Consider the following 15,784-nt stretch of genomic DNA (forward strand, 5'->3'; position numbering starts at 1 on the left):
TCAACCACCGCCGGCCGAACAACCCTGGACCGCGAGTGCTGCTGCCTCGGCACGAGCAGCCGCTGTCGCAGTATCCGCACCGACGGTGATCACGTGCGCGACTCGATCCCGGAAGTCGCCGAACTCGGTCCTGGAGCCATCGCCACTCGCCGCATCCTGTCCGATCTGGACCACGCCTGGGTAACCGGACGCCAGCACGAAACAGTCGTCGCTGCTGCTGCCGTGGCCGCTGACGCCGGCGGGGCGCAGCGAGAGCATCGACGAGGTCAGATGTCGGATCGCCGCTGCCCGATGCCGGTTCGGATGAAGCCGCGGACCTGCGCCGGCCATCGACCGCAGGTACTCGGTGATCATGTCGACCCCGGTCCCCAGTCGGACGAGGTCGGTGATGTGCCCGCCGGGCAGTCGTGGGTTCACTTCGATGATGAAGGGGCGGGAGACGTCAAGCCGAATCTCGACATGTGCCGTCTGCCGGTCCAGGCCGAGCGACGAGACTGCCGCTGCTGTCGCGCCGACGACGGCGGCTCGTTCCTCGGCGGTGATGGTCGCCGGATGATCATGACCGATCTCGACGAACGACGGGGGAGCGCCGAGGTGGGTCTCGGTCACTCCGAGGACCGCTCCCTGAAGCACTTCGACCGAGAATTCTCGGCCACTGATGAACTGCTCCACCAGCACCTGCGCGGGGCGGACGTTGCCACGTTCGTCGGTCCGGTCCGCGAGCAGGACAGCGGCATGCTCGGCAGCAGCGGCCGGATCGTGGCACAGTCGGACACCGACCGAACCGGTGCCGACGATCGGCTTCACGACAACCGGACCGCCGATCCGTTGCGCGGCGGTGCGAGCCGCGGCGGAGTTGTCGACCACCAGGTGCGCGGGTACGGCGACCCCGGCATCGGCCAGCACCGCGCGCTGCCGTGCCTTGTCCTGACAGCAGGCGATCGCATCCGGATCCGGGCCCCGGAGGTCCAGCGTCGCGGCGACCCTGGCTGCTGTCGCCTGGAAGTGGTCGGAGCTGGAGCAGACCAGGGCGATGTCGTCGGCCAACCCACGGATCAGGTCGGCCAGTGCGGCCGGATCGGAGGTGTCGGCGCGAACCCGCTGGACAGTCGACGGTACGAACCGATATCGGCCGGGGTCGGCTGCGATCAGCACCGGTCGATGACCGAGCTCGACCGCTGCGTCGAGCATCCGGGCGCCGTTGCCGGTGGTGTTGCTCTCGATGAAGACGGCGAGTTCATGCGGCATCGACGGTCACCTCCTCGACCGGGACGGACTCCGCGTCCGGGACCAGGTCGCGATAGCCGCGCCGGTTCCAGTCGAACCTGCTCCAGCTGCCGGCGGCCAGCGCGGCGACCGGCTCGGTGACGGTGATCGGGGAGTCCGGGAGGGCGGCCGGTAGGCAACCCTGCTCTGACAACCAGCTCAGGTTGTAGACCGTGTCCAGGTAGCGGCTCCCCTCATCGGCCATCACCACCGCGACGGTGGCATTCGGATGTCGGCGCTGCACCCAGTCGGCCACCAAATGCGCGGCGCCGCTCGTCGGGCCGCGGAACAACGCCTCCCGACGGAAGAGTTGCCTGGTCGCGCCGAACGCCTCGGCGGCGTTCACCCAGTGCACCTCGTCGAAGATCGTGTGATCGACGTTCGGCGGCAGCAGGCTGTTGCCGAGCCCACGCAGGAGTCGTGGCCGGTCCGGCATGCCGAACAGAACACTCCCGTGGGTGTCGACCCCGATCGCGACCAGGTCCGGCAGCACCGACCGAAGTACGCCGGCGATGCCGCACATCGAGCCACCGGAGCCGACGCAGCCGACCAGGAAGTCGATCTTGCCCAGGGACTCCAGCAGCAACTCCGCCACCGGCGCGTAGGCGTCGGGATTGTTGCCGTTGTCGTATTGACGCGGCACCCAGGAGCAGTCCTCGGCCGCGGCGAGCTCGGTCAGCCGATCCAGCCTGGCCTGCTGGTAACCACCGTGGGCAGCCGGACTACTCACGACATCGACGGTGGCACCCAACGCCTCCAGCTTGTTGCGGAAGGGGACATCGACGACGGGATCGGTGACCAGGGTCAGATCGAGCCCGCGCAGGGCGCACACCATGGCCAGGCCGAGACCGAACGTCCCCGACGTCGTCTCCATGACTCGGGTTCGACCAGGCACCAGGTCCCCGTCGGCCACTGCCAGATCGATCATGTGCCGAGCTGGTAGCAGTTTCATCAACGCGAAGCAGGCAGCCGTCGCACCCGACTGCAACCGGATCAGGTCAGGCAATTGGGTGGCATCCAGGGCATCCGCACGGGGAGTTCGGACGGTGATCATGATCTGGGATCAGTCCTCCCGTCGGATCGCTCGGAGCGGCAGCGCCGTGTAGCCATGGATCCAGTTCGACAACAGGATCGAAGCTGCCCCGGTCGACTCGATCGATGTCGTACGGGTCAGCAGTTCGTCGACCACGATCCGCAGTCCTGCGCGGGAGATCGGCGCACCGATGCAGTAGTGCGGACCCGCACCGAAGGAGAGGTGCGGATTCGGGCTGCGATCCGGACGGAACGCATCGGCTTCCTCGAAGACCCGTTCGTCGCGGTTGGCCGAGCCGATCCACAGACAGACCCAGTCGCCGGGCTCGATGGTCCGGCCGGCCAGTTCGATCCGGCTGCTGCAGCGGCGCACCAGATGGTGGGTCGGGGTTGCCCAGCGAGCTGCCTCCTCGAGGAAGCGGTCGACGTCAAGTGGGACGACTTCGGACGTGCCGGGCCGGCCGCTGCCGGCGAGCAGGCGTCGGACCAGGTCCTGGTCGGTCAGTAGTTGCAGGATCTGTGCGACCAGGTGCGGTGTCGTCGAGTTCGCACCGATCAGCAGGCTGAAGCAGTTCAGCATGACGTCCAGATCCTCCAGCCGACTGCCGTTGACCGTCATCGTCAGCAGAGCAGAGATCAGATCATCGCCGGGCTCGGCACGTCGCCGTTCGATCACCTCCAGGAAGCAGGCGAACAGCGCGTGGTGGGACTCGCGCAGGGTGTCCTCGACGCTCCGCCCCCTGCGGTGCGTCGGGTCGTCGGGCGCAATGCTGGCGGCCATGTTGGTAGCGACGGTCGACCAGTGCTCCGGCGGGATGCCCAGCAGCCGGCCGCTCATCGCCATCGGGAGCAGATGAGTGAGTTCGGCGAAATCGTGTGACTCGCCGTCCAGATAGCCGGCCAGCAGCGTACTGATGTCCTGCCGCATCTCCTGTATCCGTCGACGGACGATGGAATGACCGATCACCCGGATCGCCGGCCTGCGCAACTGCCCGTGGTCCGGTGGATCCATCAGGGTGATCGTTCTCCCGCCGGCGGAATCGTCGGCGCCGACCGAACCGAGGATCGTTCCGGAGGTGGAACTGAACAGTTTGGGGTTCTTGAGTACGAACTCGCAATCGGCATGCCGGGTGACCGACCAGAACGGGGTGCCGTTGGCCGCCCGGCTCCGGCTCACCGGTTCGTGGCGTCGCAGCTCGGCCCAAAGGTCGTGCGGCGGACCCTGACCGAAGACCTGCGGTGAGTACAGGTCGAGCTCGACCGCGGTCCCGGTCATGCCGCGCTCACCTGCAGCGGTGGGACCGCAACGCCCGAGTCGGACGATTCGGTGCGGCGGGACTCGACCAGCTCAGCCAGTTCGGAGACGGTCTGATGACTGAAGAATTCGTGCGCGGCGACGTCGACGCCCTGTTTGCGAAGCTTGCCGAGGAGATCGACGCTGCGCAAGGAATCGCCACCGAGCAGGTAGTAGTTGTCGGCGGTGCCGACCTGATCCAGTCCGAGAGTGTCTGCCCAGGCTTCGCACAGCAGCTCCTCCAGCGGGCTGGCCGGCGCAACGTACTCGTCGAGTTCGGCCATTGCGGCCCGACTCGCCCACGGGTACGGCAATGCCGATCGATCCGGTTTGCCGTTCGGATCCAGCGGCATCGCATCGAGCACGGTGAACACCGACGGCAGCATGTATTCGGGCAGCCGCTCCAGAAGGTGGCCGCGGAGCACTGAGGCGTTGACCGTGCCGTCGGCAGCGGCGGTGACGAAGGCACCCAGCCGCTTGACGTTGCCCAGGTCGAACACCTGGACCGCGACCTGGCCGACATCGGCGTGATCGGCGAGGACCGACTCGATCTCGGCGAGCTCGATCCGGTGACCGCGAATCTTCAGCTGCCGATCAATTCGTCCGCGGAAGCCGAATATGCCGTCCTGGAACGTGCCGCGGTCGCCGCTGCGGTAGCGCCGGGAACCGGGTGCGCCGCTCGGGTCGGGGACGAACCGTTCAGCGGTCAGCCGCGGGTGATTGTGGTAACCGCGGGCGACACCGGCGCCGCCGATCAGGATCTCGGCAACCTTCTCGTCGTCTCCGGGCGTGCCGGTGGAGGTCTCGGCAAGCTCCATCGCGGCGTTGTCCAGCGGCGACCCGATCGGGACGCTGCCGGCGGGGTCGACGCGTTCGGTCGGGCACAGCGAGGCGAAGGTCGTGGTCTCCGTCGGTCCGTAGGCCGCATACAGCTGTCGTCGTGGCACGCCGGCAGCACGGCCGAACAATTTGGGCGACAGCACGTCACCACCGGTGATCACCGTGCCGACAGCCGACAGGGCATCCAGATCCTGGTCGACGACCAGATGGAACAGACCGGTGGTGAGGAACAGCCAGTCCGGTCGAACCCTGCGCAGCCGCGATCCGAGCTCGGCGACCGACAACCGGGCCGGGAGCACAGCGACCGTACCCCCGGCGGTGAGTGCAGCCCAGATCTCGAAGGTCGCCGCATCGAATGCGGTCGGCGCAAGGTGCGCCACGGTCTCCCCGGGGCCGACAGCGATCCTGTGGTCGGACAGCAGCGCATCGATATTGCGATGCGAAACGACAACACCCTTGGGGCGCCCGGTCGATCCCGACGTGTACATCAGGTAGGCAGCATTGTCCGGGTCGGCTTCGCAGTCGGCACGCAGCCGGTCGGGTACCGATGCTGCGGCACCGTCGGCCTCCAGCGACCTGAGGCTGATCGCATCCGCCGGCTCGTCCGGTCCGGGACCGATCCGGACTCGGCAGCCGGCGTCGGTCCGGAGCAGGTCCTTGCGTGCATCGGGGTAGCTCGGGTCGACCGGCACATAGCAGCCGCCCGCCTTCAACACGGCCAGGAATGCGGTGATCGCGGCGGCGCCGCGGGGCAGCTCGACAGCGACCCGGTCCTCCGGCCCGATCCCGGTGGCACGCAAGCGGGCAGCGAGTGCCTCGGCTCTCCCGTCGAGCTCGGCGTAGCTGATCTCGGTCAGATCGTCATCGACGACGGCTGCCCGGGCCGGGAAGCGGGCTGCCCAATCGGCGAACTGCTGGTGGATCGGGGTTGTTGGCTCCGTGGTCATTGTTGTGCCTCCCGTGCTGCCGTGCTCATCGGTGACCGGGCACAACCGTGATGATCGGGTGTTGCGCTGGCCGATCGCGCCGGTCGGTGTGGAGTCAATGTCAGCCAGTGCGACGTCCGGCGGCAAGGCCGGCCGAAGGATTCCGGAAGGGCGGCGCGGATCGCCGCGGTCCGATGCCTGACGCCCTGGAAGCTTCGGGAAAGAGTTCTCCCACGGTGGCCGGCGGCGAGGTCTGCTGGTGATCATGCAGTCCGCATACTCCAGTGAGTCCGCGCGACGCTATCTCGTCACTGGTGCGGGAAGCGGGATCGGCCGGGCCATCGCCGCCGGGTTGGCCGAGTCGGGGGCAACGGTGATCGCCGTCGGTCGCCGCCGCGCTCCGTTGGCCGATCTCGCTGCTCAGCATCCCACGGTGGTGCCGATGCCGGCCGATGTCACCGACCCGGCGACTCCGAGCCGGCTCGCTGCTGCCGTACGGTCCGATCCGGGACGGCTGGACGGGCTGGTGAACTGTGCGGGGCTTGCCCGCTTCGCAGCGCTGCCGGACGCAGGGCTGGACCAGTTGGATGCGATGTACGCGGTGAATCTGCGCGCCCCGGTAGCACTGACGCAGGCGTTGCTGACTCCGCTGCGGCGCGCCACCGGATGTGTCCTGAATGTCAGCTCGATCGGTGGCGTCCTGGCGATGCCGGGACGTGCACTCTACGGCGCCACGAAGGCGGCGTTGAATTCGCTGACCCGATCGTTGGCCCATGAGTTGGCACCGCAGATCCGGGTGAATGCCCTGGTGCCCGGTGCTGTGGACACCCCGATGTACGACGATCTCGGGCTGGACGATCCACAGACCGAAGAGCTCCGGGCCGGCCTGCTGTCCAGCACGCCGATGGGCAGGTTCGGCACGCCGGAGGAGGTCGCCCGGTGGGCAGACCTGATCCTGGACCCCGATCGCTCGGGATGGATGACCGGAGCCCTGCTCACTGTCGATGGCGGACGCAGCAGTTGACCCCGTAAAGCTGATCCGATGAAAGGTGATCTGTGATGTTGACCGAGACCTCGGAGCGTCGGCCACCGGCCGCGGCAGTGCCGGCTTCCAGCCTGCATGCGGCGTTCCGCAGCGCCGAGCAGTGGGAGAGCCGACACGGGCGTCGGGCGATCAAGCTGCAGGTCGGCGAACCGGCCTATCCGATGCCTACCGCGGTCCGGGAGGCGATGGCAGCGGCTGTCCGGGCCGGCGACTGCGCCTACACCAGTGCCGAAGGCAGCGTGACGCTGCGGGACGCCCTTGCTGCCCGACTGAACGGGCACGGCCTGGACACCGACCCCGAGCGCGTCTTCGTCACGCCAGGGTCCTGCCAGGGGCTGTGGGCAGTGCTCACCTCCATCGTGACTCCGGGTGCCGCTGTGCTGATCCCGGAGTTGCATTGGCCGATCTACCGACAGCAGGCGATCCTGACCGGCTTCACGCCGATCGGCTACCCGCTGCGGGCCGACTACACCCCCGATCCCGACGGGATCGCCGCGGCAGCGGCATCGATCGCCGCGCCGGGCGGCGGGACGGACGGCGACCGGCCGACTCGGGTGGCGGCGATCATCGTGAACTCTCCGGCCAATCCGACCGGTGCGATCACCCCGGTCGACGATCTGGCCCGGATCCTGGAACTGGCCGATCGTCACGACTGGGCCGTGATCAGCGACGAGGCTTACCAGGACTTCGTCTACCGTGGCCGACACAGCAGCACCGCGGCGTTGGAGGCAGATCGGCAACCGGCGGCTCGGCGGGTGTTCTCCACCTTCAGCTTCTCCAAGAGTCATGCCATGACCGGGTGCAGGGTCGGTTACGTCACCGCCCCCGACAGCACCCGCGCCGATGTCCTGCGAAGGGTCCAGGAATCCTGCATCATCGCGCCGCCGACGCCGGCCCAGCGGGGGGCGATGGCAGGACTGGCCACCGACCGTGAGGTCGAGGCCAATGCCACTCACGTCCACGACAACCTCGCCGCGGTCGCCGGCCGACTCAGCGCGGCGGGCATGGTGAACAACGTCCCGGCCGGCGGCTGGTACGCGCTGCTCGACGTCACCGAGAGCGGATTGGATGCCGGCCGGTTCGCCGAACGCCTGCTGGAGGACGCGGGCGTCGCGGTTGCCCCGGCGGCAGCATTCGCCCTCCCCGGCGACGACCGGTCGAGCAAACTGATCCGGATCTCGCTGGCGGGCGATCGGGCCGAGCTGACCGCGGGAGTCGATGCGATCATCGCCCAGCATCGCGCCGGAGGTGTCCGGTGACCGCGCTGACCTACGCCAGCTACCTGCGGCTGGCCGAATTGCTCGAGTTGCAGCAGCTGCGGGCTGCAGCGGCGTCGCCGGCGGTGCGCGGCGCAGAACACCTCTTCATCGTCGCTCATCAGGCCTCCGAGCTGTGGGTTCGACAGCTGTTGACGGACCTGGAGCATGCGGCCTCGGCACTGGAGGGCGACGACCCCGACACGACGGCGGAGTTCCTGCGCCGGATGGTTGCGGTGGGAGGACTTCTGCGTGCGCACCTCGATGTCCTCGGCACCATGCCGGGGCATCGGTTCGCCGACTTCCGTGGCGAGCTCGGCACCGCCTCCGGTGCTCAGTCCCGGCAGTTTCGTCAGCTCGACAGTGCGCTCGGGCTGCGGCGGGATCACTGCCGGCTGATGATCGCCTTGCAGTCCACCTGTGACCGGCATCGGGTGACGTTGACCGGGCTGCTGTCCGGCGGTGCCGACGGTGCGCCGCCGGCACTGTGCGAGGTCGCCCGACTGATGGTCGACGTGGCGCGCAGCATCTGGCAGTGGAAGGTCGGCCACCTGCAGTTGGTCGCCGGCATGCTGGGCACCGACTGCACCGGAACCGGTGGATCCTCCGGCACCGGTTACCTCGGCAACCGGTTGGATCTTCCCTTCCCGGAGCTGTTCGAGGCACTGTCCGCTGTGCAACGGCCGGGTTCGACCCTGGAGACGTCCTCGCAGCCGGCCTGAAGGCGAAGCGAAGCCCTGCCGGGTCGCTGGTCGACAGCGACACCGGCAGGGCTTTGGTCGGTCAGCCTGCCAATCGGACGGGCAGCGTCCGCAGCTGCCGGAAGAACGGAGTGGGCATCCATTGCAATTGATCGGTGTCGAGGGCGATGTCGGGGAACCGCTCGAACATCATCGGGACCGCGATCCTGGCCTCCATCTTCGCCAACGGTGCGCCGATGCAGCGATGCAGCCCGGCACCGAATCCGAGATGGCTCCGGCCTTCGCGCGCGACGTCGAAGCGGTCCGGGTGATCGAAACGTCCCGGATCCCGATTGGCCGACTGCAGGAGTGCGGCCACCACGGACTGGGCAGGGATCAGTTGACCGGCATATTCGACGTCCTCGGTGGTGATCGCCAGCGAGATCCCGGCCGGGCCCTCGAAACGCAGGACCTCGTCGATCGCGTCACCCCAGCGTTCCGGCTCGGACTGCACCGCGGCCAGCTGCTCGGGATGGGTGATCATCAGCATCATCGATGTCGACAGCAGTCCGACGGTCGTCTCGTGCCCGGCAACCAGCAGATTGAACGTGAGTCCGACGAGTTCGTCGGCGGAGAGCTGTTGATCATTGTCGGTCGCTTCGATCATGGCCGAGAGCAGGTCGTCACCCGGATCGATGCGCTTCCGGCGGACGAGACCCTGGAAGTATTCCACCAGGCGATGCTGGGACTCCCGCAGCCGATCGGCGGCCGCTTGGCCGCCGCCCGACATCATCAGCCCGTCCATCCAGCGCCGGAACTCCGGTCGCTCCCGGTTGGGGATGCCGAGCAGTCGGCAGATCACGGTCAGCGGCAACGCGAATCCGAGCGCCGGAACGAGATCGACCTGGGGTCGACCGGTCATGGCGTCCATCAGCCGCTGCACCAGTTCTGCGACCGACTCCTCCAGATCTCGGACGCGTCGGCTGGTGAATGCCGACTGCACGAGCTTGCGCATCCGGGTGTGGTCCGGTGGGTCGAGGGTGAGCAGGTTCTGGTTGGTGGCGATATCGGTGCTGCCGGTGTAGGCCAGAACCTCGTCCGGTGCGTTCCGCAGGTCCCTGCTCATCCTGCGATCGGTGAGTGCGGCCGACACATCGTCGAACCGGACCAGTAGCCACATGTCGAATCCATGCGGGGACCGGACCTTGGTCACCGGCGTGTTTGCGCGCAGTTGTGCGTAGGTCGGGTACGGATCACGGATGAAGTCCAGCGAGAACAACGAGGCGGATTCCGGCGGCTGTTGCCCGGTGGTCATCGGCTCGTTCTTCGCGTCGGTCGTCAATGTCATGCTGGGGCTCATTTCGTCGGAAGGGGAACGCTGCAGCTGGCACGCCGGGGGACGGCGCGACCGAGGAAGAAGTCGGCGACCTCGCTGTCCACACACGGCGTCTTTCCGAGCTGCATATGACCCGAGCCCGCTACCTGAATGCTCGCCGCGTGCGCACGGTTGCGGACCCGTACAGCTCCGGAGGCCGGCGCCAGCGGGTCGTCGGTTCCGATCACGACCAGTGTCCGGCCGGTGCCGGTATGGGTCCACGGTCCGTCATTGCGGTCGACCGGTTCGGCCGGCCACTGCCGGCACTTCAGCTGGCCGTAGCCGAACATCGAGCCGAAGTGCGGTGACACCCTGGAGGCGGCACGTAGCTGCCGGTCGTAGGCACGCAGATCCTCCGGAAGCCTCTTGTCCAGGCAGGCGTGCGACAGGAACTCGGCCAGAACGGTGTTCTCACCGTGTTGCAACGGAGCGAGCGGCAACGGTTGGGATTCCATCGCAGCAAGGGTTTTCGCCAGGTCGGGCCACGCGCTGGGGAAGATCAACTGGCCGAGCACGTACTGCAGCAGATTGCCGCCGGTGACGATGTCGTCGCGCTCGGGATGAGCCTTCCGGTTGTCCTCCATCCGCATCACCAGACGCTCGAACGCCTGTCGCGGGTCGTCGCCGCCGAAACTGCAGGACTGCGGATTGTCGGCACACCAGCTCAGGAACGTCTGGAGTGTGTGCTCGGACGCGACCATCTGGTCCCGATCGAATCGCAACGGGTGGTTCATGTACTCGGAGATGTCCAACGGCGAGTCCAGGACCATCGCGCCGACCCGGTCGGGGAACCGGTCGGCGTACTCCTGGCCCAACAAGGTCCCGTTCGAAACCCCGATGTAGCGCAACCGTTGCTCGCCGAGCGCGGTCCGGACGATATCCAGGTCACGCGCGTCAGCGGTTGTGCTGAGGTACGGCAGGATCGAGCCGCTGCGCTCCTGACAGCGCTGGGTGATCTTGGTCGCCTCGGCAAGCCTGGTCGGCCGATCGGCCGTGGACTGGAACGCCGGGATCGGTGCTTCGATGGCACGATCCTGTTCGTGCGTCGTGCAGCGAACCGCCGGAACGCTCTGTCCGGTGCCGCGGGTGTCGACCCCGACGATGTCGAACTGTTTGTTCAACCGGCCGAACAGCTGCTGCCCGTACTGCGACACGAAGGCGGTCCCGCCGCCGGCCTGGGTCCCCGCATTCACCACAATGGTGCCGCGGCTCGCCCCAGTTGCCGGATGTCTCACCAGCGCCAGGCCGATCGTGCGACCCTCCGGATGATCATGGTCCAACGGCACCGGCAGCCTCGCACATTGCGGTGTGGACCCGGCATCGGTGGCGGTGCCGGCCGTCGCAGGGCAACTCTGCCAGGAGATCGGCGCCGCCGGTCTCGGTTCTGCCGATGCCTGGTCGGCATGAGGTGTGGCGGACAGGGCAGGGATGATCAGAGCGGCGATGGCGGCAGCGACCGGGATTCCCGGGAACACCGACGGCGACAACGAATGCTTCGACCGGATGGAGCGCATGTTTCCTCCGTTGCTGGGCGGTCTCGACGCCCGCCACGCTAGGAAACCTGCGCCGGTGGCTCGACAGTTCTGTGTCGATCCTGTCTGCTGCTCCCGAGTGCGGTCGCGTGAGTTCAGCGCGGGAGGTTCAATCGGTGGTGATCGACAGCGAGGAACAGCCCTTGAACTGCTCGATGCCCGCCAGGTCCTTCTCGATCGCTGTCAACGTCGACTTGCTGAAGCGGCCGAAGGCGGCGACCTTCGCGGTCAACTTCTTGCCCTTCTTCTCCAGCCGGCAGGTGCCGGTCACCCGGCCGCGTTCCAACACAACGCCCGGGTTCCCCGTCGCTCGCCACAGCTGTTTGTGCACAGCAGGGTCGGCGATGGTGGCTCGGTCGCGTTGATAGAGGTAGGGGTCGTACGGCGGTATCACCCGGACCGCAGGGGGTTCCGGGGCATCGACGTAGTCCTTGGCGGCTCCGGCCACCACCCAGGCATCGTGATCCTCGAACCGGACCTGCTCGAGGTCGCCCTGGTCCCAGATCCGCTGGGCGACGCTGGGCGCAACCCCCGCCCATTCGGCCAACCGCTCCGGAGTGGATGGCCCGTAACAGCGCAGATATCTGTTCAGCAGCTCGATCCTGGCCTGTTTGGGCGACAACTTCTTCGGCTTCGGTTGCGGCTTCGGCGCCGCTGCCAACCATTGATCCGTACGAACGAAGGACGCCTCGTTGCCGCGCCGCGGTGCGAAACAGAAGAGGCCGGTCACCGCGACCGGACGGGCGAGCACCGCGGTGAACGAACTGAACTGATCGGGCTCGAACAGCGCAGCGAGTTGCTTGGGGAAGTGCGGAGCCAACGCGCTGCCCAGCTCACGTTTGGACAGTTCCTTGCCGTCCAATTCGGTCTCGATCGCCTCCCGCATGGTGGCGACCATGTCGCCGGCGCGGAGATCATGCTTGTCGAATTCAGCGATCAGCCCGCCGACGGCGAACCGGTTGGCCTCCTCGTCATCGGGCACCAGCGGTTCGGTGAACACCGCGAGATCTCGGGTCGGGAACACGCACGGCGCCTGCCGCAGACTCCACAGCTGCAGCAGCGACCGGTCGGCGTCCAAGGCCGTGCTGAACGCGTCCGGCGTCAGTTCCGGCACCCGACAGCGGAGGGCCAGTGCCGCTGTCCCCGGTGGGGTGTTCTGCACGGCTACGGCTCCGGCCGCAGTGTCCAGATCCGGCGCCGGCGATGTCAGATGGTGCTCCGCCATCCGGTAGCCGATCGCCTCCTCCGCTGTGATCTTGGTGTTGCTCCTCATGTTCGTCCGGGCGGTCACGGGACCTCCAAGGTCGGCGGCAGCAGCGTCAGCTGCCCTGTCGGGCAGGTCGCTGTCGACCTTAACCAGACAACGGTTCGGCGCACAGAGCCGAGAAAGAACTCTTGCCGGTCCTGGCGGCTGACGGGCACCGTCGACTCATCGGGCATCCGTGCCGCGCCGAGTTCGCCGGGAGCGACTTCCATGACCAGTCTTGACATGTTCGCCACCGAGACCATTGCGCCCTGTGTGCCGTTACCGGCCGGCTTCCTACAGCAGGCGGAGGACGACCCGCAGCGAGTCGCGCTGTCCTGGTCCGGTGAGCCGTGGACCTTCGGCCGACTGGCCGATCGCAGTCGACGCTATGCGACGCTGTTGGACGAACGGATCCCGGCCGGAGGATGGGTGGCGATCTGTGCCGAGCGCAGTCCGGAGGTCGTCGGTCTGGTGATGGGTGCGTTGCTCGCCGGTCGGGCGGTGGTCCCGCTGGAGCCGGCGCACCCGGTACCGCGGCTGCGCAGCACATTGGACGATGCCGAACCCGCGCTGCTGATCCATGATCACACCGCGCCGGCCGGTCTGATCACCTCCTGGACGGGCGACCAGGCGTCGTTGGACGAGGTCGCCGCCGAGGTCGTCCTGGTCGACGAGCCCGACCCGATCTCGCCGGACCCGGCCGACGTCGCCTATGTGATCTACACCTCCGGCTCGACCGGGCAGCCGAAGGGCGTGATGGTCCAGCATCAGCAGCTGGCCGATCTGGTGATCGCGCGAACCACCGCCGACCCGATGATCACCACCGGTGACACGGTGCTCTCGATAGCCAGCCTCGCGTTCGACATGATGGTCACCGACATTTTCGTGACTCTGGCTGCCGGTGCCCGGGTGGTGCTGCCGCCGGAGGGAGACCGGCAACGCGATCCGGACGCTCTGTTGGCTGCCATCGAGGATCACCAGGTGACCACGGTGTATGCAACACCATCCCTGCTGCAGATGTTGGTGCTGGCTGGGCTCGGTTCCGAGGGGCGTCGCAAGATCAGGGTGCTCACCGGCGGCGAAGCCTTCAGCGAATCCCTCGCCGATGAACTGATCGGGCGCACCTCGGAGCTGTACAACGGTTACGGACCGACCGAGACCACGGTCTATGCGTCGTTCCACAAGATCACCGACACCGGGCATCGCCCCCTCGGCCGGCCGATCCCCGGAGCGCGGTTCTATCCGCTGGACGACCGACTCTCGATCAAGCCGATGCATGTCCGGGCGGAGCTCGGTATCGGTGGCAGCCTGGTCTCGGCCGGCTACCACCGGCGTGCGGCCCTGACCGCCGATCGTTTCCGTCCGGATCCGTACGCGACCGTTCCGGGCTCGCGCTGCTATCTGAGTGCCGACATGATCAAGGTCGACGGCGGCGGGCACGTGATCTTCGTTGGCCGGAAGGACTCCCAGGTCAAGATCCGCGGCCATCGGGTCGAGCCCGGAGAGGTGGAAGCCGTGCTGGCTGCGCTGGACGGTGTCGAGCAGGCAGCGGTGATCACCACCGACGACGGACCCGGTGGCACCGAGCTGCTCGGGTGCTACGTCGGCGGAGCGGACGTGACCGAGGTCCGGGAGGGCTTGCGGGCGCGGCTTCCTGAGCCGATGGTGCCGGCTCGGCTGCAATCGGTGGCCGCCATCCCGCTGACCGTGAACGGCAAACTCGATCGCTCGGCATTGGTACTGCGTGACGACCGGTCCGGTACGGTCGAATCGGCAGAGCCGGAGTCGGAACTCGAACGCAGCATCGCGGCGCTGTGGTGTGAAGTCCTTGAGCAGCCGAGGGTCGGGCTGACCGACAGCTTCTTCGATCTCGGTGGGCATTCACTGCTGGCGATGGAGATCGTTGCCAGGATCCGGGTTGCCTGGGGCACCAACCTCTCGGTGTGGGAACTGTTCGCCGAACCGACGGTGCAGGCTTGGGCCGCGGCCCTGGAGCAGGCGCTCGGATCGGATGACGAGGGCGACCAGGTGCGGACCGCTCCGGTCTCATTCGTCCAAGCGGCGCTGTGCGTTGCCGAACAGGTGGTACCGGGGAGCACCAGCCCCGGCTACGTGACCTCGGCCGATCTGACCGGGAAGCCAGACACCGGACGCCTGTTGGCCGCGCTGGAGAGCGTGGTGTTACGACATGACTCGCTGCGCACCAGGATCGACCTGCGCGGAGCGGACTCCCTCCAGGTCGTCGAGCAATATGCCGATCTCGACTTCGACGAACAGGTCGTCCGGGATCGCGACGAAGTGCACCGCGTCGTCGAGCAGTGGGCGGCCGAGCCGTTCGATCTGAGCACCGGACCACTGTTCCGGGTGCTGCTGACCGAGAACGCGGATCCCACCGATGCCCGCCACTGGTCGCTCCACCTGAATCTTCACGATGTGATCGGCGACCGGCAGTCCGCCGTCATCATGCTGCAAGAGCTTGCGGACCGTTATGCAGGCATCGACGCCGCCGACGGGCAGGACGGTCCGAGCTCGCTGCTGGACCTCTCCAAGCTGCAACGGAGCCAGTCGGCTTCCCCAGAGGCCGAAGCCCTGCTCACCGCGTGGGAATCGCGGCTCGCCCGTCGCGCAGTCGAAGCCGACGATCGATTCGAGACCGCGGTCTGCCCGGCAACACTCGATCCACAGACCGTCGATCGGCTCCGACGCCGCGCCGAACAGGCCGACACCGACCTGCAGACGGTCCTCCTCGCCGCGCTGCTGCAGGTGACCGGGACGCGGCTCGGTGCGTTGGTCCTCGACGGGCGGACGGCGGCGACCGCCGACATCGTCGGGCGGTTGGCGTCGACACTGCTGATCCCGACGTCGACCGCCGACCGTTCCGGTCCACCGAGCGTGACCGAGGTCCTCCGGGCCAAGGAATGGGCAGAGCAGAATCCTGTCCCGGCCGAATTGCTGACAGTCAGACTTCCGGGGCGGGTGACAGTCCCCGACGCGGTGGTTTCGGTGGCCGACTCCGCAGCCGCGATACCTACCGATGGGGGGCTGGTGATCCGCCCGCCGGAGGTCGGCGGTGCCACGGCCGGGCCGCGGACCGGTATCGGAGTAGTGCTCGAACTGCACCACACCGCTGACGGCGGATTGACCGGGCTGATCCAGTACCGGCCGTCGATCTTCGGGGATCGGATCGAACGCGTGCTGGATGATCTCGGAGCGGTGCTCGTGGCCGATGACGATTCGTCGGGTGATGGTCGGGTCGGCCGGGCTGACGCCGTCGGCGGTCCGACCTGAGCAG

Annotated in this window: 11 protein-coding genes; 4 read left to right on the forward strand and 7 right to left on the reverse strand. The window is 67.6% G+C overall.

Annotated features, from left to right (window positions below; all coding sequences use genetic code 11):
- Genes BLU38_RS16770 through BLU38_RS16785 form a run of 4 tightly spaced genes read right to left on the reverse strand, consistent with a single transcriptional unit; the run spans window position 1 to window position 5,379 of the window.
- Window positions 1–1,248 (reverse strand): ATP-grasp domain-containing protein, encoded by a 1,248-nt coding sequence (locus BLU38_RS16770; protein ID WP_091526630.1) that lies wholly within the window; start codon window positions 1,246–1,248, stop codon window positions 1–3.
- Window positions 1,238–2,320 carry a cysteine synthase family protein gene (locus BLU38_RS16775; RefSeq protein ID WP_091526632.1) on the reverse strand — a complete coding sequence of 361 codons (1,083 nt, stop codon included), beginning with the start codon at window positions 2,318–2,320 and terminating at the stop codon, window positions 1,238–1,240. Before BLU38_RS16775 ends, BLU38_RS16770 begins: the two co-directional genes overlap by 11 nt.
- A 9-nt stretch (window positions 2,321–2,329) precedes the next feature.
- The gene (locus BLU38_RS16780; RefSeq protein ID WP_091526634.1) at window positions 2,330–3,574 is read right to left on the reverse strand and encodes a cytochrome P450; all 1,245 of its coding nucleotides are present in this window, start codon (window positions 3,572–3,574) and stop codon (window positions 2,330–2,332) included.
- On the reverse strand, window positions 3,571–5,379 hold the full coding sequence (locus BLU38_RS16785) for a non-ribosomal peptide synthetase (RefSeq protein WP_172836168.1): 1,809 nt from the start codon (window positions 5,377–5,379) through the stop codon (window positions 3,571–3,573). The genes BLU38_RS16780 and BLU38_RS16785 overlap by 4 nt, the downstream gene beginning before the upstream one ends.
- A 244-nt stretch (window positions 5,380–5,623) precedes the next feature.
- Here BLU38_RS16785 and BLU38_RS16790 point away from each other — a divergent pair, with 244 nt between their 5' ends.
- The 3 genes from BLU38_RS16790 to BLU38_RS16800 are packed head-to-tail and all read left to right on the forward strand — an operon-like array spanning window position 5,624 to window position 8,381.
- The gene (locus tag BLU38_RS16790; protein WP_091526638.1) at window positions 5,624–6,382 is read left to right on the forward strand and encodes an SDR family NAD(P)-dependent oxidoreductase; all 759 of its coding nucleotides are present in this window, start codon (window positions 5,624–5,626) and stop codon (window positions 6,380–6,382) included.
- A 35-nt stretch (window positions 6,383–6,417) separates the two neighbouring features.
- On the forward strand, window positions 6,418–7,662 hold the full coding sequence (locus tag BLU38_RS16795) for a pyridoxal phosphate-dependent aminotransferase (protein WP_091526640.1): 1,245 nt from the start codon (window positions 6,418–6,420) through the stop codon (window positions 7,660–7,662).
- Window positions 7,659–8,381, forward strand: a complete 723-nt coding sequence (locus tag BLU38_RS16800; protein ID WP_157683520.1) for a tryptophan 2,3-dioxygenase family protein — start codon at window positions 7,659–7,661, stop codon at window positions 8,379–8,381. The genes BLU38_RS16795 and BLU38_RS16800 overlap by 4 nt, the downstream gene beginning before the upstream one ends.
- A gap of 61 nt (window positions 8,382–8,442) precedes the next feature.
- On the opposite strand, the gene BLU38_RS16805 is transcribed toward BLU38_RS16800, so the two are convergent.
- From BLU38_RS16805 to BLU38_RS16815, 3 genes are all read right to left on the reverse strand, one after another.
- A complete protein-coding gene (locus tag BLU38_RS16805) occupies window positions 8,443–9,687 on the reverse strand; it encodes a cytochrome P450 family protein (RefSeq protein WP_172836169.1) in 1,245 nt (414 codons plus the stop codon).
- An 8-nt stretch (window positions 9,688–9,695) separates the two neighbouring features.
- The gene (locus BLU38_RS16810; RefSeq protein ID WP_091526648.1) at window positions 9,696–11,228 is read right to left on the reverse strand and encodes an alpha/beta hydrolase; all 1,533 of its coding nucleotides are present in this window, start codon (window positions 11,226–11,228) and stop codon (window positions 9,696–9,698) included.
- A gap of 127 nt (window positions 11,229–11,355) precedes the next feature.
- Entirely contained in the window at window positions 11,356–12,537 is a 1,182-nt protein-coding gene (locus tag BLU38_RS16815) for a winged helix DNA-binding domain-containing protein (RefSeq protein WP_172836170.1), read from the reverse strand.
- A gap of 183 nt (window positions 12,538–12,720) precedes the next feature.
- On the opposite strand from BLU38_RS16815, the gene BLU38_RS16820 reads away from it, so the two are divergent.
- The gene (locus BLU38_RS16820) at window positions 12,721–15,780 is read left to right on the forward strand and encodes a non-ribosomal peptide synthetase (protein ID WP_172836171.1); all 3,060 of its coding nucleotides are present in this window, start codon (window positions 12,721–12,723) and stop codon (window positions 15,778–15,780) included.
- Window positions 15,781–15,784 lie beyond the last annotated feature (4 nt).

The organism is Microlunatus soli (genome assembly GCF_900105385.1).
Lineage (GTDB): Bacteria > Actinomycetota > Actinomycetes > Propionibacteriales > Propionibacteriaceae > Microlunatus > Microlunatus soli.